This is a genomic window from Xanthobacter wiegelii, assembly GCF_043193855.2.
Classification (GTDB): domain Bacteria; phylum Pseudomonadota; class Alphaproteobacteria; order Rhizobiales; family Xanthobacteraceae; genus Xanthobacter; species Xanthobacter flavus_A.
The window spans coordinates 2,055,613-2,076,378 of record NZ_CM195529.1; the positions used below are offsets into that span (position 1 = coordinate 2,055,613).

Annotated in this window: 20 protein-coding genes; 14 read left to right on the top strand and 6 right to left on the bottom strand. The window is 68.4% G+C overall.

Features of this window, described 5'->3' with window-relative positions:
* The first annotated feature begins 115 nt into the window (after positions 1-115).
* Both V5F63_RS09520 and V5F63_RS09525 read left to right on the top strand, forming a co-directional pair.
* On the top strand, positions 116-655 hold the full coding sequence (locus V5F63_RS09520) for an RNA polymerase sigma factor (protein ID WP_394029316.1): 540 nt from the start codon (positions 116-118) through the stop codon (positions 653-655).
* Positions 652-2,418 (top strand): hypothetical protein, encoded by a 1,767-nt coding sequence (locus tag V5F63_RS09525; protein ID WP_394102265.1) that lies wholly within the window; start codon positions 652-654, stop codon positions 2,416-2,418. The genes V5F63_RS09520 and V5F63_RS09525 overlap by 4 nt, the downstream gene beginning before the upstream one ends.
* 21 nt (positions 2,419-2,439) lie before the next feature.
* Here V5F63_RS09525 and V5F63_RS09530 read toward each other — a convergent pair whose 3' ends face one another.
* On the bottom strand, positions 2,440-3,651 hold the full coding sequence (locus V5F63_RS09530; protein ID WP_394102266.1) for a GGDEF domain-containing protein: 1,212 nt from the start codon (positions 3,649-3,651) through the stop codon (positions 2,440-2,442).
* 340 nt (positions 3,652-3,991) lie between these two features.
* Here V5F63_RS09530 and speB point away from each other — a divergent pair, with 340 nt between their 5' ends.
* The 4 genes from speB (at position 3,992) to V5F63_RS09550 (ending at position 7,513) form a co-directional block, all read left to right on the top strand.
* Entirely contained in the window at positions 3,992-4,972 is a 981-nt protein-coding gene (gene speB, locus V5F63_RS09535) for an agmatinase (protein ID WP_209488801.1), read from the top strand.
* Positions 4,973-5,067: 95 nt separating this feature from the next.
* Positions 5,068-6,165, top strand: a complete 1,098-nt coding sequence (locus V5F63_RS09540) for a calcium:cation antiporter (RefSeq protein WP_209488802.1) — start codon at positions 5,068-5,070, stop codon at positions 6,163-6,165.
* Between the two features lie 81 nt (positions 6,166-6,246).
* Entirely contained in the window at positions 6,247-6,657 is a 411-nt protein-coding gene (locus tag V5F63_RS09545) for an NADH:ubiquinone oxidoreductase subunit NDUFA12 (protein WP_209488803.1), read from the top strand.
* A 187-nt stretch (positions 6,658-6,844) separates the two neighbouring features.
* On the top strand, positions 6,845-7,513 hold the full coding sequence (locus tag V5F63_RS09550) for a DUF2155 domain-containing protein (protein ID WP_394029311.1): 669 nt from the start codon (positions 6,845-6,847) through the stop codon (positions 7,511-7,513).
* Here V5F63_RS09550 and aat read toward each other — a convergent pair.
* Together aat and V5F63_RS09560 are read right to left on the bottom strand one after the other, a co-directional pair.
* Positions 7,450-8,121: a leucyl/phenylalanyl-tRNA--protein transferase gene (gene aat, locus V5F63_RS09555; RefSeq protein ID WP_209488805.1), complete on the bottom strand. Its 672-nt coding sequence runs from the start codon at positions 8,119-8,121 to the stop codon at positions 7,450-7,452. The two genes, V5F63_RS09550 and aat, sit on opposite strands and share 64 nt — an antisense overlap.
* Before the next feature lie 104 nt (positions 8,122-8,225).
* Positions 8,226-9,395, bottom strand: coding sequence for a pyridoxal phosphate-dependent aminotransferase (locus tag V5F63_RS09560; protein WP_394102267.1), 1,170 nt, complete (start codon positions 9,393-9,395; stop codon positions 8,226-8,228).
* 329 nt (positions 9,396-9,724) lie between these two features.
* Between V5F63_RS09560 and V5F63_RS09565 the strand changes: the two genes are divergently transcribed.
* The 5 genes from V5F63_RS09565 (at position 9,725) to accC (ending at position 14,492) form a co-directional block, all read left to right on the top strand.
* Entirely contained in the window at positions 9,725-11,113 is a 1,389-nt protein-coding gene (locus V5F63_RS09565) for a M48 family metalloprotease (RefSeq protein ID WP_394102268.1), read from the top strand.
* 35 nt (positions 11,114-11,148) lie between these two features.
* Positions 11,149-11,946 (top strand): DsbA family protein, encoded by a 798-nt coding sequence (locus V5F63_RS09570; RefSeq protein ID WP_209488808.1) that lies wholly within the window; start codon positions 11,149-11,151, stop codon positions 11,944-11,946.
* 144 nt (positions 11,947-12,090) lie between these two features.
* On the top strand, positions 12,091-12,531 hold the full coding sequence (aroQ, locus tag V5F63_RS09575) for a type II 3-dehydroquinate dehydratase (protein ID WP_209488809.1): 441 nt from the start codon (positions 12,091-12,093) through the stop codon (positions 12,529-12,531).
* A gap of 52 nt (positions 12,532-12,583) precedes the next feature.
* Positions 12,584-13,063 (top strand): acetyl-CoA carboxylase biotin carboxyl carrier protein, encoded by a 480-nt coding sequence (accB, locus tag V5F63_RS09580; RefSeq protein WP_209488810.1) that lies wholly within the window; start codon positions 12,584-12,586, stop codon positions 13,061-13,063.
* A gap of 70 nt (positions 13,064-13,133) precedes the next feature.
* A complete protein-coding gene (gene accC / locus V5F63_RS09585) occupies positions 13,134-14,492 on the top strand; it encodes an acetyl-CoA carboxylase biotin carboxylase subunit (protein WP_209488811.1) in 1,359 nt (452 codons plus the stop codon).
* A gap of 78 nt (positions 14,493-14,570) precedes the next feature.
* Here accC and eda read toward each other — a convergent pair whose 3' ends face one another.
* Both eda and amaB read right to left on the bottom strand, forming a co-directional pair.
* Positions 14,571-15,218: a bifunctional 4-hydroxy-2-oxoglutarate aldolase/2-dehydro-3-deoxy-phosphogluconate aldolase gene (gene eda, locus V5F63_RS09590; protein ID WP_394102269.1), complete on the bottom strand. Its 648-nt coding sequence runs from the start codon at positions 15,216-15,218 to the stop codon at positions 14,571-14,573.
* A gap of 65 nt (positions 15,219-15,283) precedes the next feature.
* Positions 15,284-16,816, bottom strand: coding sequence for an L-piperidine-6-carboxylate dehydrogenase (gene amaB, locus V5F63_RS09595; protein WP_394102270.1), 1,533 nt, complete (start codon positions 16,814-16,816; stop codon positions 15,284-15,286).
* Between the two features lie 135 nt (positions 16,817-16,951).
* Between amaB and V5F63_RS09600 the strand changes: the two genes are divergently transcribed.
* The 3 genes from V5F63_RS09600 to ku are packed head-to-tail and all read left to right on the top strand — an operon-like array spanning position 16,952 to position 18,172.
* Entirely contained in the window at positions 16,952-17,158 is a 207-nt protein-coding gene (locus tag V5F63_RS09600; protein ID WP_394102271.1) for a DUF2934 domain-containing protein, read from the top strand.
* A gap of 12 nt (positions 17,159-17,170) precedes the next feature.
* The gene (locus V5F63_RS09605) at positions 17,171-17,359 is read left to right on the top strand and encodes a DUF3008 family protein (protein ID WP_394029304.1); all 189 of its coding nucleotides are present in this window, start codon (positions 17,171-17,173) and stop codon (positions 17,357-17,359) included.
* 12 nt (positions 17,360-17,371) lie between these two features.
* Positions 17,372-18,172, top strand: a complete 801-nt coding sequence (gene ku / locus V5F63_RS09610) for a non-homologous end joining protein Ku (RefSeq protein ID WP_394102272.1) — start codon at positions 17,372-17,374, stop codon at positions 18,170-18,172.
* A gap of 8 nt (positions 18,173-18,180) precedes the next feature.
* Here ku and ligD read toward each other — a convergent pair whose 3' ends face one another.
* Positions 18,181-20,757, bottom strand: coding sequence for a DNA ligase D (gene ligD / locus V5F63_RS09615; protein WP_394102273.1), 2,577 nt, complete (start codon positions 20,755-20,757; stop codon positions 18,181-18,183).
* Positions 20,758-20,766: the final 9 nt, after the last annotated feature.

Genomic DNA, 20,766 nt, shown 5'->3' on the forward strand with positions numbered 1-20,766 from the left:
CGGTGCGGGAGACGGTTTTTGCCTCCCGCGGCGGATTCCTGCAACCTTAAGGCTTCCATTGGGGACGACCGCTCCGGTAGCTTCTGCACGGCCAAACCCCGAGCACGAGCACTCCGTGACTCCCCACCGCAAAGTCCATGCCCTCGTCGAGGCGGTCGCCGCCGGCGATCTGCGCGCGTTCGAAGAGCTTTACCGGCTGACCAGCCCGAAGCTCTACGGCATCGTGCTGCGCCTGCTGCGCCGGCCGGAACTGGCCGCCGATGCCATGCGGCAGACCTATCGGCGGGTGCGGTCCGAGGCGCATACTTTGCGGGCCAATGAAGATCCCGTCTGCTGGATGGTCTCCATCGCGCGGGGCTGCGCCCTCGACATGGCGTGGCAGAGACCGGTGGGCGACGCCTTCGAACCGTTCGACGCCGCCCAGCGCGGCAGCGACCCTATCGGTTCGCACCATCGCAGCCCGGCCCTGACCCGCCTCCTGACCTGCCTCGGCCGGCTGCCGGAGGAGCGGCGGCGGATGCTGCTGCTCGCCTTCTATGACGGCTGGAGCTACGAGGCGCTGTCGGTCTATTTCGATGCGCCGGCACCGGCCATACGCGCCTGGATGGCCCGCAGCATCCACCAGCTCAACGAGTTCATGGGGCGGCGGTCATGAGCCCGGCCTCGCCGAGCCGCCTGCCGGAGCGCGTGGCGCCCCCGGATGCCGACCGCATCCTCGCCGCCGAATATGTGCTCGGCACGCTGGACAATGACGACCGTCGGCGCGTGCGCGCCCGCTGCGCCGCCGACCCGCAGTTCGCGGGCCTCGTCCGCCTGTGGGAGCGCCGGCTTGCGCCGCTGCATGAACTTGCGGTGCCGGTGATCCCGTCGCCCGAGATCTGGCGGGCCATCGCCTCGGACCTGCGGAGCGCGCCGCCCGCGCTGCGCGGGGCCACCCTGCCGCGCGGGCTGTCACCCTCGCCCGATCCGCCGCGCCGGCCGGCACTGCCGGAAGGCCGACCGCTCCGGTCCGCGGCGGGCACAGGGGAAGGCGCGGTCTCGCGGGTGCGACGGCTGTTCGGCCTCGGCAAAAGCGAACAGCAGGGCCGCGTCGAGCCGTCTCGCGGTGCGGAGAGGGCGTCTCGTCGGCGTTCCTTTCCGCCGCTCGATCCCGTTCCAGCCGCACCGCCCGGCCGGATCACGGAGCCGGACCGTGCGCCCGAGGGGCCGCACCGCGACCTCCGGTCCGCCACCCTCACGCCTCAGGCGGGAGGGCTCGCGCCGCCGCGCCCGACGCTTGCTCCGCCGACCCGGCTGGCGGAGGCGACGGCGCCGCTTCAGCTCGCCCCGCCGCCTCCGCCGCGTCCGCGCCCCACGCCCGAGCCGTTGGCGCCGCCCCCGGCCTTCATGTTCCTTGAGCCCGACCCGCCGCCGGAGCCCATCGCCGAGACACCGTCCGCCGGAAGCGAGCCGCTCGTGGAGGCCGCCTCTGTCCAGCCGGAAGCGGGGGACGGCCAACCGCCGTCCGGGCCGGACGCGGCCGCTCCGGAGGCGTCTGCAGAGCCGCCGGTCCCCGTGGCCCAAGCGGGTGGCGTCGAAGCGGCCGAAGTGCTGGCCCCGCCGGCCGCGCCGCAGGGGGAGCCTGTGGGAACCGCCGAGGCTGTTCCGGCAGCTGAGCTTTCGCTCCCCGCTGAGATTGAGGCCGAGGCGGCGCCCACCGCCATTGACGTTGGCAAGGTCGCAGGTTCAACAGGCGACGAGGAAGGGGAGAGCCAGCCGGAGGCTGCCGGGTCGCCCTCCGCCGAAGCCGTCGATGCGCCTGCGCCCGCCGCCGCGTCCGCTGAGGCGCCCGCAGAGGCGCCATCGATTGAGGCGCCCTCCGCCGATCCTGCCGCCGGCAACAAGGGCGAAGAGGCCCCGCTTCCGGGCTGGGCGACCGAGGTGGCCTCGGGCGAGGTCTCGGCCCTGCCGGACGAGCCGAACGCGCCCACGCGGGTCGTCGTCCGGCACGGTCCCTGGCGCGGCATCGCACTTCTGCTCGCGTTGCTCTGCCTGGGGCTGGGCGGCATCGCGGCCTATCGCGAGTGGGTCTGGCCGGGCGAAGGCTATTGGGTCGCGGTGATGCAGCCTGAGCCCTTGCCGGCGGTGTCGGTGCGGATCGATCCGGACAGCGGCGCCGTGCATGTACGCTCCTTCGCCCCGGCGCCGCCGGAGGGCGAGATCTTCCGGCTGTGGCTCGTGTCGCCCACGTCCGGCGCGCGCCTCATCGGCACCTTTTCCTCCGGCCTGTCGGAGCGCCTGCCCGAGCTTGCTCGACTGGGTCGGAAGGGTCTTGCCGGCACGCAGGTGGTGGTCACGCGCGAGCCGGCGGCCGCTCCGGATCCGTCGAAGGGGCCGGGTGATGCCGTGGTTTACAGGGGGCGGTTGGTCCCGGAATAGGCCGGGTCCCTCCCCGCCGCTTCAGCGCGACGGCCCGGCGGCGATGGCCCCGTGGCCCGGCGTCTCCCGTGGAGCGCTCGGCGCCTCGCCCACCGGCGGAACGGCAACGGCGGTGCGGTTGCGCCCCTGGGCCTTTCCTGAATAGAGGGCGCCATCGGCCGCCACGATGAGGCCGGCGATGGTGTCCGCCCCGCTGCTCCCCGGTACATAGGTCGCGGCCCCGACCGTGAGCGTGACGCCGATGTCGCGCCCCGCGACCTCGCCCAGTTCGGCTTCCACGATCCCGCGCAACCGCTCGGCGATGACGAGCGCAGCCTTGGCGTCGGCACCCGGCAGCAGGATGCAGAATTCCTCGCCGCCGTAGCGACCTGCCACGTCGTTGGTGCGGATGCTCTGCGGCACCAGGGCCGCGAAACGCTGCAGCGCGAGGTCGCCCACGTCGTGGCCGAAGCGGTCGTTGACCGATTTGAAATGGTCGAGGTCGGCCAGCAGCAGCGAGAAGGGCAGGCGCCGAGCCCTGGCGAAGCGCAGCAGTTCCTCGCCACGCTGGAGTACGGAGCGGCGGTTGAGCAGGCCGGTGAGGTCGTCGCGCGAAGCCACCTTTTCAAGCACCATGAACAGGCTGCCGAAAGTCCAGCAGATGGCGAGGCCGAGGCCGACAATGGCGATCAGCACCTCCACAGCGCCGCCATTGCCGGGTAGCGGCATCAGTGCGAACTGGACGCCAACGCCCCGGATCGTGTAGCCGGCGGCCACCACCATCAGCACGATAGACGAAGCGACACGGGAAATGATCGGGCCGCCGCCCGGCACCTGCATCAGGGCGTGTCCCGCCGTTGCGCTCCAGCAGGCAACCAGCAGGGAAATGACGGTCGCGCGGTCGGTGATGTTGTCGCCGCTCCATAGCGACAGGCCGAGCAGGCCTGTGCCCAGCAGCGCCACCGCAGCGACCGTCGCCAGGCGAGGGGGGCGTTCATCGAAGATGCGGATGCCGCTGTAGACGAGGCCCATGCCGACCAGGACGCAGCCATTGCCGATGAGTGCGCTGGCCGGAAGACCGATGCTTGCGCGCGCCGCGAAGAAGACGCAGCCGCAGGTGAGGAAAAGATTCGCGAGCGCCCATATGAAAAGACAGCGCTTCCGCAGCCGCCAGCCGGCCAGAAGTTGCAGGGCTGCCAGCAGCATGCCCACCACGGCCGAGACCGACAGCACAGTCTGGACCTGGAAATCCATATCTGGAGTCGCTCCGGGGGGGCCGTTGGTCCACACGCTGGGGGAAGTACAGGTTGTATGCGCCAATAGCGTGTACTTCGCGTGCGCACAAGCTGGTGATCGTACTATTGTAAGGCTTATTTTTGTTTCTGGACTTCGCCTCCCGCGCTCATGCGTCTCCGGAGCCGTTTTCCTGCCGTCACGCCGTAACGGTGGGCTCGTGCGGCTTTGCACAGGCATTGCCTGGCGGTCGAGGGCGAAGCGGACGGCCGTGCTTCCGGGCCACGCGGCCTTCGTTATGATGCAGCCGCTCGGGGTCGGCGGTGTCGGCCCTTCAGCGATAAGAGCCAGCGAGGACAATATGGCCGACCCGACCCTTCCCCGCCCCGTTGACCGTGCCCTGGACCCGGGCTTCCGCCACGGCCAGTCCACCGAGCCGAACTATTCGGGCGTCACGTCCTTCCTGCGCCGGCGCTATGCCCGCGACGGCGGCGGCGCCGAGGTGGTGGTGTGGGGCGTGCCGCTGGATGTGGCGGTCTCGAACCGGCCGGGCACGCGCTTCGGGCCGAGGGCCATCCGCGCGGCGTCCACGATCCTTGATGGCGATCCCTTCTACCCGTTCGGCTTCGACCCCTTCGAAACGCTGGACGTGTCCGACGGCGGCGACTGCGTGTTCGATTACGGACTGCCGGCCGGCATCCCCGGTGCCATCGCTGCGCAGGCCGCGGCCCATTACGCCCGTGGCAGCCATCTCGTGACCCTCGGCGGGGACCATTTCCTCACCTATCCCATCCTGCGGGCGCTCACCGCCCGTCTCGGCCAGCCCGTGGCGCTGGTGCAGTTCGATGCCCACCAGGACACATGGGACGACAATGGCGACCGGGTCGACCATGGCACCATGATCACCCGTGCGGTGAAGGACGGCTTGATCCGGGTAGACAAATCCATCCAGGTGGGCATCCGCACCCACGCGCCGCGCACCTATGGCATCGAGATCGTCCACGGCAACGTCGCGGGCGAGATGGGGCCGGCGGCGCTGGCACGCCACATCTGCGAGCGGGTTGGGGATGCGCCGGTCTATCTGAGCTTCGATATCGACGCGCTCGATCCGGCGTTTGCGCCGGGCACGGGGACGCCGGTCTGCGGCGGCCTGTCCACGCGGGAGGTGATCGCCTGCCTTCGGCGGCTCGGCGCGCTCGATCTCAAGGGGTTCGATGTGGTGGAGGTCTCTCCGCCCTACGACCATGCGGAGATCACGGCGCTCGCCGGCGCGACGTTGGCCTCGCTCTACCTGTGCCTGCTGGCCGAGCGCAAGGAGGGTGGGCGCTCGCCTGCGCTGTAGCTTCATCCCGCGCGGTGTGCTTGTACCCTTTTGTGGGCGGACGGGATAAGGGAGGACGCTCAGCGCGCGCTGGCTGGATCGGGGGAAGGGAAGAGATGGGAAAGCGGCCAGGCATCTCGGCTTATCTTCTGCCCGCCCTGGGCTTGCTGCTCGCTCTCGTCTTCCTGCTGTGGCCCCAGTTCGGGCCCGGGGCACCGGGCATCCTGCCGGGCGTGCTGGCGGTCGGCTCAGTCGCGCTTCTGTGCGGCTCCGCCTTCTCCGCGGTCGGGCATGCCGACATTGTTGCTGCCCGGCTGGGGCAGCCATGGGGCACGTTGCTGCTCACCCTGTCGGTGACCATCATCGAGGTGTCGGTGATGGCATCCATGATGCTGAACGGCGGAAACAACCCGACGCTTGCCCGGGAGTCCGTGCTGTCGGTGCTGATGATCGTGACCGCCGGCATCGTCGGTCTGTGCCTCCTGCTCGGCAGCATTCGGCACCGCGAGCAGACGATTCAGCAACAGGGGGTGTCGGGCTATCTGTCGGCCATCATCGCGCTCGGCGTGATGCTGCTGATCCTGCCCAATGAGACGCACGCAGGGGCGACGGGTTCCTTCTCCCCTTTCCAGCTCGTCTATATGTCGCTGATCGCTGTCGCGCTCTATGCCGCCTTTCTCTACATGCAGACGGTGCGCTATCGCGAGCATTTCGCCGGGCAGCCGGAAGGCCACAGCGAACCGACGCCGGGCCTCACCAGCTTCCTCGTCGCCATCGGCATGCTGCTGGCAAGCCTCGCCGCGGTGGTGGCGCTCTCCGGCCGGGTCGCCACGACCTTCGAGGATTTCCTGGCCCAGTTCTCGCTTCAGGATCCTGACGCCGTGACCGGTGCGCTGGTCGCGACGCTGATCCTCCTGCCGGAAGGCATCAGCGCGGTGCGCGCCGCCGCGCGCAACCACCTGCAGCACTCGCTCAACATCGCCCTCGGCTCGGCGCTCGCCACAGTGTCGCTGACCATCCCGGCCATGGCCTTCATCAGCGTCATGATCGGACGGCCCATGGTGCTCGGCCTCGACAACGAGGACCGGACGATGTTGCTGCTCACCTTCGTCCTCTCGGTGCTCTCCTTCGGCACCGGAAGGACCAATGCGCTCAATGGCGTGGTCCACCTCATCGTGTTCTGCGTCTATGTGATGCTGCTGTTTGCCCCGTAAAGCGCCGATCCGTCGCGGGCGGCGGTGGACATCGGGCGGGGCGGGTGGCATGTTCCGCGCGACTTGAACGAGGCGCGGGCCGTGAAGAACTTTCTGCTCTACATCTTCACCTGGTGGAACAAGCAGACCGTCGGCACCATGTGGTGGACGAAGCGCTTCGGCGAGTTCGTGGGCGAGGACGAGTTCGGCAATCGGTACTATCGCACCAAGGGCGGCAAGATCGACCCGACGCTCGGCTTCGAGCGGCGCTGGGTGATTTATCCCGGCTATGCGGAAGCCACCACCATCCCGTCGGGTTGGTGGGGCTGGATGCATCACCGCGTCGATACCCCGCCGGTGGATGAGACCTACACGCCGCGCTCCTGGCAGAAGCCGCATCGCCGCAACATGACCGGCACCCCCGGGGCCTATCGTCCCAAGGGCTCGGTGCTGGCTGGTGGCATGCGCCCCCGCGTCACCGGCGACTACAAGGCCTGGACGCCCGGCGAGTAGGCCGTCGCGTCGGCGATCCGCTTATTTCTGCGCAGATCCGGGGGCCAAAGACCGGGCACCTGGCGCTTCCTTCCGGGCGCTTCCTTCCCGGCGCCGCCTTGCCGCCGCCTGAATCGGGCGGTCAGAAGGGGAAAGGGCCGGCCCGCTTCCCGGCCGTCCCTTCTTCATTGCACGGGTCCACAGACTGATGCGCTTCCTCTGCTCCGTTTCCCTGCTGGCCGCCGGCCTGATCGCCGCCGCGATGCCTCAGGCACTGGCGCAGAGCCGTGGCACCATCGAGCAGACGCCGCTTCCCCCGCCCGGGACGATTCCAAACCAGCGTCCGCTGCCCCAGGTGCCGAACAGCGTTCCGGTGATTCCCGCCCCGCAGGCGGCTCCGGCGCAGCGACCCGCAGCTCAGGGCACCATCCAGCGCGGTCCGGCGCCGCCGCCTCCCGCCGCGGCCCAGCAGCCTCCCGCCGTCATGCAGCCGGCCCCTCCCGGGGATGAGGGCGACATGGTGGTGGTGCAGCCGCCGACGCAGAAGATCGCCAACGCCTATGCGGTCTATGCCGGCCTCGACAAGATCACCGGCCGCATCACCTCGTTCGACATCGCCATCGGCGAGACGGCCCAGTTCGGTGCGCTGCAGGTGACGCCACGCGTCTGCTACACTCGGCCCGCCACGGAGACGCAGAACACCACCTCCTTCACCGAGGTGAACGAGGTGACCCTGCAGGGCCAGGCCAAGCGAATCTTCACTGGCTGGATGTTCGCGGCGAGCCCGGGCCTCCACGCCGTGGAGCACCCGATCTACGACGTGTGGCTGATCGGCTGCAAGGCGGCCGCGCCTGTGACGGCACGCGGCCAGCAGTAGAAATCCCCCTCCACCTCAAGCGCGTTCTCCAGCAGCTTGTGATAGTGACGGCGCGGGACCTCCAGCGCCCCGAAGGTCTTCAGGTGCCCCGTGACGAACTGGGTGTCGAGCAGACGGAAGCCACCGGCGATGAGCCGCCCCACCAGATGCACGAGCGCCACCTTGGAGGCGTCCCGCTCGCGGTGGAACATGCTCTCGCCGAAGAAAGCGCCGCCCAGCCGCACGCCGTAAAGCCCGCCCACCAGCTTTCCGTCTTGCCAGGCTTCCACCGTGTGGCAGCGTCCGCGCGCGAACAGTTCGCCATAGAGGCGCCGGATCGGATCGTTGATCCAGGTCTTCTCGCGGCCCTCCTGCGGTTCGGCACAGCCGTCGATCACCGCCTCGAAGTCGCTGTCCACGCGGACCTCGAACCTGTCCGCACGCACCGTCCGGGCGAGTCGGGACGAGACGTGGAAGGCGTCGAGGGGGATGATGCCGCGCCGCTCCGGCTCGATCCAGTAGAGGCCCGGATCATCGGCGCTCTCGGCCATCGGAAAGATGCCGCAGGCATAGGCCTTCAGCAGGACATCAGGCGTGATCTCGACGATCTGGTCGTTCGGCCGGCTCATGGAGGTTCATCCTACCAGCAATTCGAGCGGCCGTATGGCGTGGCGGCGGGTTCGCGCGGTCTGCTTGCGGCTGTTTGCCACGCCTATGGATATCGCTCCGCGTCTCAGCCTCGCTTCAGGAAGTCGCCGATGCGTCGGACCGCCTCCGCCATGTCCGGCCCGGAACCGGCATAGGAGAAGCGCAGGAACTGGCGACCATGAAACGGGTCAAAATCGACACCCGGCGTCGCCGCCACATGGGCCGCGTCGAGGAGGGTCCGCGCGAAGGCGGCCGAATCATCGGTGAAGTCGGACACGTCCGCGTAGAGATAGAAGGCGCCGTCCGCCGGAAGGAAACGCCCGAGGCCGGCGGCGGGCAGCCCTTCGGTGAGGATGCGGCGGTTCTCCACATAGGTCGCCTTCACCCGATCCATCTCGGCCCGCCCCTCAAAGGCGGCATCGGCGGCGATCTGCGACAGGGTGGGGACCGAGATGGAGAAATTCTGCTGAAGCCGCTCCATGGTGCGCGACACGCCGGGCGGCACCACCATCCAGCCCACCCGCCAGCCGGTCATGCAGAAGTATTTGGAGAAGGAGTTGATGACCGTGACGTCGTCGCCGATCTCCACCGCGCTCACGGCTGGAAAGGCATAGTCGAGCCCGTGGTAGATTTCGTCGGAGATGAAGGCCAGGCCGAGGTCGCTGGCGCAGGCGTGCAGCGCAGTGAGGGCGGCCCGGTCCATCATGGTGCCGGTGGGGTTGGCCGGGCTCGCCACCAGCACGCCCTTGAGCGGTGCGGCGCGATGGGCCTCCATCAGGCGCTCGGGGGTGAGGGCGTGGCGATCCTCGGCCCGGGTTTCGATCAGGACCGGCTCGCAGCCAAGCGCAGACAGGACATGGCGGTAGGGCGGATAGCCGGGCGCGGCGATGGCGACGCGGTCGCCCGGCTCGAACAGCGCCAGGAAGGCCAGCACGAAGCCGCCGGACGAGCCATTGGTCACGACAACCCGTTCTGGATCGATGGAAACGCCGTGCTGCTCTCCATAATGCCGCGCGATCCGCGCCCGGAGCGCGGGAATGCCGAGCGCTGCGGTGTAGCCCACCTGTCCGGCGGCGATCGCGGCAGCCGCTGCCTGCCGCGCCACGAGAGGGGCGGGGGCTGCCGGCTGACCGACCTCCAGATGGATCACCTGTCCACCCTGCGCTTCGATGCGGGCGGCATGCTCCATCACGTCCATGACGATGAAGGGCTCGACCGCGCTGCGCCGGGAGAGGAGGGGAAGAACCTGCCGCATTGCCAAAATCCGTTGCGTTCTTGCTGGCGCAAGGCGCGCCGATGCCCGCGCTGCCGTGCTGCCGCCTTATTCTGCCTGTCCCTGAGGCGGGTTCGCCCCAACGTGAAGGCCAGCGGATTGACCTCGGCATGCGCCGAAGCCAGTGTCCGGCAGTCTCGTAGCCTGTGCCTCGGAGCGAGCCAAGGCGGTTCGTCATAGTGATCGGATAACGCCGTGGTCCCTGCGTGAAAGCGGCTTGCGTGGTGGTTGACGGAATGGATCGAGCCAGAGCGGACAAGCAGATCGGATCTGGAAAGCGTGCCGGGCGTGGGCTTCGTGCCGCCGGACGCATGCTTTGCCTTGCCGCCGCGACCGCTTTGCCGCTCCACGCCGCATGGTTCGGCGCGGCGGTGGCGCAGGAACAGGCGCCTCAGAAGGGGCCGCAGACCATCCAGGACACCGAGATCGAGGCGCTGCTGAGGGATTATACCCGGCCCATCATGAAGGCGGCGGGTCTGGCCCAGCAGAATGTCGAGGTGGTGCTCATATCGAGCCGCGCCTTCAATGCGTTCGTGGCGGATGGCCGGCGCATTTTCGTGAATACGGGCGCTCTGGTCGATTCGGTGACGCCCAATCAGATCATCGGCGTGCTGGCCCACGAGACCGGCCACATCGCCGGCGGTCATCTCGCGCGCATGCGCGAGCAGCTGGCCGGCGCCCAGACCATGGCGATCGTCGCCATGCTTCTGGCGGCGGGCGGTGTCGCGGCTGGCGCGACCACCGGTATGAACGGTCGGGATGTGGGCAGCGTCGGCGCGGCGGCGTTGTCGGCCCCGCAGGAAATGATCCGGCGCTCGCTCCTCTCCTACCAGCGCGGCGAGGAAGCGGCGGCCGACCGCTCGGCCGTGAAGTATCTGAATGCCACCGGCCAGTCGGCCAAGGGCATGCTGGAGACGTTCGAGCGCTTCCAGAACGACCAGCTCTTTATCAGCCAGCGCGTCGATCCCTATGTGCTGAGCCACCCCATGGCGCGCGAGCGCATCGGCGCCCTGGAGCAGCTCGCCAAGACGAGCCCCTATTACGACGTGAAGGATCCGCCGGCGCTGCAGGCACGCCATGACATGATGCGCGCGAAGCTCATCGGCTTCATGGAACGTCCCGAGGCGGTGGCCCGGCGCTACCCGCCGTCCGACGGCTCCATGGCGGCGCAGTATGCCCGCGCCATCTCAGCCTACCGTTTCGGCAATGTCGATTCGTCCATCCGCCAGATCGATGCGCTGATCGCCAAGGAGCCCTCCAATCCCTATTTCCAGGAGCTGAAGGGACAGGCTTTGCTGGAGGCCGGGCGGCCGAGCGAGGCGGTCGCACCGCTCCGCAAGGCGGTGCAGATGACCAATGGAGCCCCCCTCATCCGCGCGATGCTGGGGCAGGCTCTGGTGCAGTCCGGCAACCAGAGCTTCACGCAGGAGGCCATCCGCGAACTGGTGCAGGCCACCCAGCGCGATCCCAATTCGCCTTCGGCCTGGCGCTCGCTGGCGCTCGCCTACGGCCGTTCGGGCGATACCGCCAATGCGGACCTCGCGTCCGCGCACTCGTACTTCGCCTCTGGCGACTTCAAGCTGGGCCGTGAACTGGCGGCCCGCGCCCGCACGAAATTTCCGCAGGGCTCGCCCGGCTGGCTCAAGGCCGACGACCTCGTGAATTTCAAACCGCCCGCATCGGCCGCCAACCGGCGCTGATGCTCAAAGACAGCTTTTCACCCAAGGAGCCCCGCATGTTCTCCCCCACGGGCCTGGCCCGAACCGGTTTTCGGCGCCTCGCCGCCCGCCTTTCCGCGCTGGCGCTGGCCGCCCTGCCGGCCGTCCTGCTCGCTGCCAGCCCGGCAGCGGCCTTTACGGACGCGGAAAAGAAGGAACTCGGCGGCATCATCCGCGAGTATCTGATCCAGAACCCGGAGGTGCTCCAGGAAGCCATCTCGGTGCTGGAAAGCCGTCAGATGGTGGCTGACGCCACCCAGCGCAGCAAGGCGGTCGCCGAACTGAAGCCCCTGCTGCTGTCGAGCCCGCGCGGCATCGTCGCGGGCAACCCGCAGGGCGACATCACGCTGGTCGAGTTCTTCGACTACAATTGCGGCTATTGCAAAAAGGCGTTGTCGGACCTTCAGGATCTCATCAAGCAGGACCCCAAGCTCCGCGTGGTGCTTAAGGAGTTCCCGGTGCTCGGCCAGGGCTCGGTTGAAGCCGCGCAGGTCGCCGTGGCCGTGCGCATGGTCGCGCCCGAGAAGTACATGGCCTTCCATCAGGCGATGCTGAACAGCCGCGGCCAGGCGGACCGCGCCAAGGCCCTCGCGGTCGCGAAGGAGGTCGGCATCGACCCGGCGCTGATCCAGAAGCAGGCGACCTCGCCCGAGCTCAACGCCACTCTCGACGAGAGCATGAAGATCGCCGAGGCGCTGTCGCTCAACGGCACGCCGTCCTATGTGGTGGGCGATCAGGTGGTGGTCGGCGCCGTGGGCTTCGACAAGCTCAAGGCCGCCATCGCCGAAGCCCGCACCAAGCAGGCCGGCAAGTAGAAGGGGCGTCACCCGCCCGAGTGCCCGGGGTACGGTCCGGCCTCCCGGGGTCGGCCGTGCTGTGGGCACTCTTTCCATCGGCCGCGCGCACCCCTATAAGGCTGCGACCCGGCCGACAGGAGGCCGGTGGCAGATCACGCACGGATGACAGACACCGTCCACGTCCTGAACGGGCCCAACCTCAACCTGCTCGGTACCCGCGAGCCCGGCATCTATGGCGCGGCGACGCTGGCCGATGTCGAGGCGCTGTGCCGGGCCGAAGGAAAGGCGCTCGGCTTCGATATCGTCTTCCGTCAGACCAATTCGGAAGGCGCGCTGGTGGATTTCATCCAGGCGGCCCGCGGCGCGCGGGGCATCGTCCTCAATGCCGCGGCCTACACCCACACCTCCGTCGCGCTGCGCGACGCGGTGGCTGCGGTTGGGGTGCCGACCATCGAGGTGCATTTGTCGAACGTGTTCGCGCGGGAAGACTTCCGCCACCATTCCTATCTGTCGCCCGTTGCCCGTGGAGTGATCTGCGGCTTCGGACCCCAGAGCTATGTGCTGGGCCTGCGCGCCATCGCCGGCCTGCCGCAGACCCCTTAAGATCCCCCAACGCCCTCGCGCGGCCAGACGGCCGGCCAGAGCCAGGAACATCATGAAGCCCTCCAACCCTCCCATCGACACCGCCATCGTCAAGGAGATCGCCGATCTCCTCTCGGGCAGCGACCTGACCGAGATCGAGGTGGAGCACGAGGGCCTGCGCATCCGCGTGGTGCGCGCGCCCGCCCCTGTTACCATTGCCCAGGGGGCCCCCTACGCCGCGCCTTATCCGGCTGGCGCGCCCGTCGCGGCAGCTGCCCCGGCTGTCGCGGTCGAGGCTCCGGCGGACCTCTCCAAGCATCCCGGCGTCGTTGCCTCTCCCATGGTGGGCACCGCATACCTTGCCGCCGAGCCCGGCGCCGCCCCCTTCATCGAGGTCGGCGCGAGCGTCCGCGAGGGGCAGACCGTGCTCATCGTCGAGGCGATGAAGACCATGAACGCCATCCCCGCGCCGCGCTCCGGCACGGTCACGCGCATCCTCGTGGGCAATGCGCAGCCGGTGGAGTACGGCGAGCCGCTGCTGATCATCGAATGAGCGCGCCCGCGCGGCACGCATACACCGGCACAGACCCACGAGGCAGGCACCCACAAGGTACGCACCGCTGATGTTCAGAAAAATCCTCATCGCCAACCGCGGCGAGATCGCGCTGCGCATCCTGCGCGCCTGCAAGGAGCTGGGCATCGCGACGGTGGCGGTGCATTCCACCGCCGATGCCGACGCCATGCATGTGCGCCTCGCCGACGAGAGCGTGTGCATCGGCCCGCCGCCGGCCCGCGAGAGCTATCTCAACATCCCCTCGCTGCTCGCCGCCTGCGAGATCACCGGGGCGGATGCGGTGCATCCGGGCTACGGCTTTCTCGCCGAGAATGCACGCTTCGCCGAGATCCTCGCCGACCACAACATCCACTTCATCGGCCCCAAGGCGGAACACATCCGCATCATGGGCGACAAGATCGAGGCCAAGAAGACGGCGCAGTCCCTCGGCATCCCCGTTGTGCCGGGCTCCGATGGCGGCATCCACTCGGACGAGGAGGCGCACCGCGTCGCGGCCGGGATCGGCTTTCCGGTTCTGGTGAAGGCGGCCGCCGGCGGTGGCGGGCGTGGCATGAAGGTGGCGATGACCGCCGACGACCTGTCGCAGGCCCTCTCCACCGCCCGCACAGAGGCCAAGGCTGCCTTCGGCGACGATGCGGTCTATCTGGAGAAGTATCTCTCCACCCCGCGCCACATCGAGGTGCAGGTGCTGGGCGACGGCAAGGGCCACGCCATCCACCTCGGCGAGCGCGACTGCTCGCTCCAGCGCCGCCATCAGAAGGTGTGGGAAGAGGCCCCGTCTCCGGTCATCACCGCCGCCCAGCGGGCGGAGATCGGCGAGACCTGCGCCGCTGCCATGCGCAAGCTCGGCTATCTGGGCGTCGGGACCATCGAGTTCCTGTACGAGAATGACCGCTTCTACTTCATCGAGATGAACACCCGCATTCAGGTGGAGCATCCGGTGACGGAGATGGTGACCGGCATCGACCTCATCAACGAGCAGATCCGCGTCGCCGCCGGAGAGCCTCTCACGCTCCAGCAGAGCGATGTGGTGATGGAAGGCCACGCCATCGAGTGCCGCGTGAACGCCGAGCACCCGACCACCTTCCGCCCGTCGCCCGGCAAGATCACGCACTATCACGTGCCCGGCGGCCTCGGCATCCGCGTGGATTCCAACGCCTATCAGGGCTACGTCATCCCGCCCACCTACGACAGCCTCGTCGGTAAGCTCATCGTTCACGGCAAGACGCGCGACGAGTGCCTGCGCCGCCTGCGCCGGGCCCTGGACGAGTTCGTGGTGGACGGCATCGACACCACGCTGCCGCTGTTCCGCACGCTGGTGCGCACCCGCGACGTCGCCGAGGGCCAGTACGACATCCACTGGCTGGAGCATTTCCTGGCCGAGGGCGAGGGCAAGTCCGTCGGCTGAGGCTAGGCGAACTGAGCCCCAACAGATGAAAAAGCCCGGCCAAGTGCCGGGCTTTTTGTCTGGAGAGGTGGGTACCGGTCAGCCGAACTTGGCCGCCCGCTTGAGCTGGGAGGCCGCCGTCGCCAACTCGCGGACCTTGCCAAAGTCACCGGCGCGGATTGCGTCGCTCGGCACGACCCAGGAGCCGCCAACCGCTACCACGTTGGGCAAAGCGAGATAGTCACCCGCATTCGCCGGGCCGATCCCCCCGGTCGGGCAGAAGCGCAGGTGGGGCAGTGGGCCGGCGATCGACTTCAGGAAGGCCGCGCCGCCCGAGGCCTCCGCCGGGAAGAACTTCAGCACCTCGAAACCCAGTTCCGCCAGCCGCATGGCCTCGGAGGCCGTGGCGCAGCCCGCCATGATGGGGATCGGCGCCTCGGTGAAGGCAGAGGTCAGCTCCGGCGTCGTGCCGGGGCTGACGAGGAAGGTGGCGCCCGCCGCGATGGTGGCGTCGATCTGCGCGCGATTGATGACGGTGCCGGCGCCGGCGATGGCGCCCTCCACCTCGGCCGCGATCAGCCGCAGCGCCTCCAGCGCAACCGGCGTGCGCAGCGTGACCTCGATGAGCGGCAGACCGCCCTCCACCAGCGCGCGGGCGAGCGGCACGGCATCCTCAAGGCGCTCGATGACCACGACCGGCACCACCGGGGCCTTGGCGACGAAAGAAAGCGGGCTCGGAAGGCTCATGGGATATCTCCTCTAAATCGGTTGAAGCGCAGTCCGGCTGCCGTGTCGAGCCCCAATCGCCCGGATCATCCCACGTCGAAGGTCACGCCCTGTGCCAGCGGCAGGCTCGAGCCGTAATTGATGGTGTTGGTGGCGCGGCGCATGTAGGCCTTCCAACTGTCGGATCCGGCCTCGCGTCCGCCGCCGGTCTCCTTCTCGCCGCCGAACGCGCCGCCGATCTCCGCGCCCGAGGGGCCGATGTTCACGTTCGCGATGCCGCAATCCGAACCTGCCGCCGAGAGAAAGCGCTCAGCCTCGCGCAGGTCCGTGGTGAAGATGGCGGACGCGAGCCCCTGTGGCACCTCGTTGTTGAGGCGAATGGCGTCGGCGAGGTCGGAGTAGCGCAGCACATAGAGGATGGGCGCGAAGGTTTCCGCCGCCACCGTGTCCGTCTGCGCGGGCATCTCCACCAGCGCCGGGCGAACATAATAGCCATCGAGCGCGAATTCGGCCCCCAGCCGCTCCCCGCCAGTGACGACCCCGCCCACCGCGCGCGCGGCTTCCAGAGCCACCTGCATGGCCTCGAAAGCGCCGGCATCGATGAGCGGACCCACCAGCGTGCCCTCGGCGCGGGGATCGCCCACGCTGACGGAGGCGTAGGCCGACTTCAGCCGGGGCAGGAGCGCGTCATACACGCTGTCGTGCACCATCAGCCGCCGCAGAGTGGTGCAGCGCTGGCCGGCGGTGCCCATGGCCGCGAAGGCGACCGCACGCAGCGTCAGATCGAGGTCCGCCGAGGGGCAGACGATGGCGGCGTTGTTGCCGCCGAGTTCCAGGATCGCCCGTCCGAAGCGCTGCGCCACGCGTGGTCCCACATGGCGGCCCATGGCGCTTGAGCCGGTGGCGGAGATGACGGGCACGCGCGGGTCATCCACCAGCGCCTCGCCGGCCGCGCGGCCCCCCAGCACGAGGGTGGAGAGCCCCTCCGGCACACCACCGAACCGGACGGCGGCGCGGGCGAAGATGGCGTCCACGGCAAGGGCGGTGAGCGGTGTCTTCTCCGACGGCTTCCACACGACGGAATTGCCGCAGACGAGGGCCAGCGCGGCGTTCCATGCCCACACCGCCACGGGGAAATTGAAGGCGGAGATGACGCCCACGACCCCCATGGGGTGCCAGGTCTCCATCATCCGGTGATCCGGCCGCTCGGTGGCGATGGTGAGGCCATGGAGCTGACGGGAGAGGCCGGTGGCGAAGTCGCAGATGTCGATCATCTCCTGCACCTCGCCGAGGCCCTCGGAGGTGATCTTGCCGGCCTCCAGCGTCACCAGCGCGGCGAGGTCCGCCTTGGCGGCGCGCAGTTCCTCGCCGAACAGGCGTATGAGTTCACCCCGTCGCGGCGCAGGTACCATGCGCCATTCCAGAAAGGCGGAATGCGCGCGGCCGATGGCGTCCTGAACCGCTGGAGCGTCCATGTCGGCCACGCGGGCAATGACTTCCCCGGTCAATGGCGTCACCGCCTCCCGCGTGCCCGTGAGGCGATCGTCCGCGATGCCGAGCCGGGCCAGCAAAGCATCCGCATCCGCTGAGATTTCGCCGGTGACGGGAAAGCGCGCCATGGTCGTCTCCTCATTATCGTTTGGCCTGTTCTAGCCGTCCCGAGCGGCGGCGGGAACCATCGTGCGCGGGCGAGGGTTGGGGCGGGAGGAACCGAGGCGCACCCGTGCGCCTCACCATCGCGCGGAGGAAGGAACATGCCCCACGCCAACGACGCCAGCCCCACCAACGCCCAGCCTAGCCAGGCGGCCAACGCGGTTCAGGGTCTCTCCGACACTGAGCTGGACCGCATCCGCTGGCGCGCCCATGCGCTCTGGCGGGAGGATGGCTGTCAGCAGGGTCGCGACCGGGAATATTGGGAGCGCGCGGAGCTGGAGATCCTGAAAGGTCGGCGCTCTTACTGATGGAGGCTTCAAATGCCTGCAAAATCAAAGGCTCAGCAGATGGCAGCGGGCGCCGCTCTCTCCGCCAAGCGGGGTGAGCGCAAGACATCGTCGCTCAAGGGCGCGTCTCGCCAGATGGTGGACTCCATGAGCGAGAAGGAGCTTCATGACCTTGCCGCGACCAAGCAGAAGGGCAAGCCCTCCCATGTCTCCAAAGACTGACCGGTAGGACGCATGGTGCCGCGTGCCTTCTGGAAGGGCTATCTGAAGCTCTCCCTGGTGACCTGCCGGGTGGCCATGACGCCGGCCACATCGGAGCGGGAGAAGGTGCGCTTTCACACGCTGAACCGGGACACGGGCAACCGCATCGTTTCCCGCTACGTGGACGAGAGCTCCGGCAAGCCTGTGTCCGAGGCCGACGAGGGGCGCGGCTACCAGACCGGCGACGACAGCTATGTGCTTGTCGAAGATGAAGAACTCGACGATATCGCGCTGGAGACCACGCGCACCATCGACATCGAGAGCTTCGTCCCCCGCAACACCATCGGCTGGGTCTATCTCGACAAGCCACATTACCTCGTGCCGGACGACGCCGTCGGCGCCGAGGCTTTCTCGGTGATCCGCTCGGCCATGGAGGACACCGGGACGGCGGCGCTGTCGCGCCTCGTGATGTACCGGCGCGAGCGGGGCGTGATGCTGGAGCCGCGCGGCAGCGGGCTCATTCTCTGGACGCTTCGTTATGGCGACGAGGTCCGCGAATTCGACGGCGCGCCGGAGGCCAGGGAGGCGCCGGACAAGGCGGCGCTGGGGTTGGTGAAGAAGCTGATTTCCGAGCGTACGCAAGCCTTTGAGCCGGAGATGGTGCACGATCCCGTGCAGGAGGGGCTGATGGATCTCATCGCCTCAAAGCGCAAGAAGCGTCCGGCGAAGAAGGTTACCAAGCCCGCCCCCGAGGCGCCAACGGGTGGCAATGTGGTGAGCATCATGGATGCGCTGCGCCGCAGCCTTTCGGCTGAGAAGGGCAAGCGGAAGTAAGGGGCCGTTTACTCCGGCAGAGGCACTGCCGCCGCGCGGAAATCTCCCCAAGGGTCATGGCCGAGATTCATTAGTCGCGCCAAGGCGTTGCCCACGGTGAAGTGCTGCGGGCCGATGGCCTCCCCCAATTCCTCCCACGCCAGCGGCATGGACACCGGCGCACCGGGGCGCGCCCGCGTGGAGTACGGCGCCACCGCCGTCGCGCCGCGCTGGTTACGCAAATAATCTATAAGAATCCGGCCCTTACGTTTCGACTTGGTGATGGTGGCGACATAGCGCTCCGGGCTGTCGGCCGCCATCTCCTCCGCCATCTGCTTGGTGAAGGCCTTCAGCCGGGGCCAGTCGGCCTTGGGCTTCAGGGGGGCGCAGACGTGCAGGCCCTTGCCGCCGGAGGTTTTCAGAAAGGCGGAAAGGCCTTTCGCTTCAAGTCGTTGGCGCACCTCCTCTGCCGCGGAGATCACGTCCCGCCATGGCACGTCATCCCCGGGATCGAGGTCCATGGTGAGGAGGTCGGGCCGCTCCCAGTTCGCCAGCGTGGCGCCGAAAGGGTGGATTTCCAGAGCGGCCCCCTGGACCAGGGCGATCAGCCCGTCGAGGTCGCGGATGGCGAGGTAGGGGGCTTCGTCCTTTTCCTTGGGATCGGCGACCTGGAGGATGTTCTTGTCCAGCCCCTTCCACGGATGCTTCTGGAAAAACCGTTGTCCGTCAATGCCTTCCGGACAGCGCACCAATGCCAGCGGGCGGCCGGTCACGAACGGGGCCATGTACCGCCAGACCTGCGCATAATAGTCCGCCAGCCCTTCCTTGGTGAGGCCCACGTCCGGCCAATAGACGCGATCGGGATGGGTGAGACGCACCCGGCGTTGTGGCGCGGCTGGGGCGGAAGTCTTTGTCTCTACAGGGGTTTCTCGGACGATATCGGTCGCCGGCTTGTCCTCCCTGAGGCCGCGGAAGGCGGCGTGGCGCAGGTGGCCGTCGCCGGTCCAGGCGCCGAATTCCACCTCCGCGACATGGAGCGGCTGGACGAAGGTGACGCCCCGCGTCTCCTCCGCGCTCAGCTTGCCGGTGAAGGGAGAAACATCAGTCTTTTCAGAGGCTAGTAGCTTGTAGAGGTCGGCCGCCACGCGCTGGGTGAAGCCGGTTCCGACACGACCGACATGGCGCAGCTTGCCCTTCTCGAACACGCCCAGCACCAGCGAGCCGATGGCAGTGCGCGAGGTGGTGGACGGGACGAAGCCGCCCACCACAAACTCCTGTCTTTCCAGACACTTGGACTTGATCCAGTCACGGGACCGGCCGCTGTGGTAGGGGGCGTTTTTCAGCTTGGAGACCACCCCTTCGAGGCTCAGTCGGCAGGCGTGGGAGAGGACGAGCGCGCCGTCGTCCTCGAAATGGGCGCTGTAGCGCACCTTGTCCCCGTTTTCGCCCACCAGCTTTTCCAGCAAGTCCTTGCGATCCTTGAGGGGAAGGGGTGTCAGATCGTGGCCGTCGAGGTGGAGAAGATCGAAGACATAATAGACGAAGCGGTCGCTGCGGCCCTCCGAGAGATCGGCCTGAAGGGCGGAGAAATCGGTGGCGCCATTGCCGGATTCGACGACGATTTCACCGTCGAAAAGTGCGGTTCGGATGGGGAATCGGGTGAGTTCGGCAGGGATGCCGGTGCCGAATCGATCGGTCCAGTCGAGTCCGGTGCGGGTCAGGAGGCGGACCGCCCCGTTTTCGACCCGCGCCTGGATGCGGTAGCCGTCGAACTTGATCTCGTGGAGGTATCTGGAGCCGGCCGGTGCCTTGGTCGCCAGAGTGGCGAGGGCGGGCGGCACGAAGGCGGGGAGGGGGGCGTTCTTGGCGCCTTTCGGGAGAGCGAGGGACGCGGGCGTGCCGCTCTTCGCACCGGGCGTCTCCGGAGCGGCGCCGGTGGCCTTCGCGGGCGTCTTGCGGGTGCTCTTCGCGGCCGGTCGGGCTGCCGGCTTTTCAGCGCGCTTCCGGGGCGGCGGATCATCCGGTGAGAGGGCGGCCACGTCCCGGCCGGATACGACCGAGAGCGGCTCCTCCTCCAGGATGTCGGGCGCGTCCTCGGGGCGGGCGAAGGCGTCCTCGGCCTTGATGAGGAGCCAGTTCTCGTTCTTCTCGCCGTTGCGCGGCGCCATGCGCACCAGATGCCAGCGGCCGTGCAGCTTCTCGCCGTCGAGGGTGAATTCCATGTGGCCCTTGGCATAGGCCTTGTGCGGATCGCCGATGGGGGTCCAGGTTCCGCGATCCCAGATGATCACGTTGCCCCCGCCATACTGGCCCTTGGGGATGGTGCCCTCGAAGCCGCCGTAGTCCAGCGGGTGGTCCTCCACATGCACGGCGAGGCGCTTCTCGCCGGGCACGAGGCTGGGGCCGCGGGTGACGGCCCAGCTCTTCAGCACGCCGTCCATCTCCAGCCGGAAGTCATAGTGCAGGCGACGGGCCGCATGCTTCTGGATGACGAACACGCCCTCCGGCCGCGTCGCCGCGCCTTTGCCCTTGCGCTTATCGGCGCCGGAGGGCTCGGGGGTGGCGGCGAAGTCGCGCTTGGCGCGGTAGCGGTCAAGGTCGGCCATGGGTCAGCT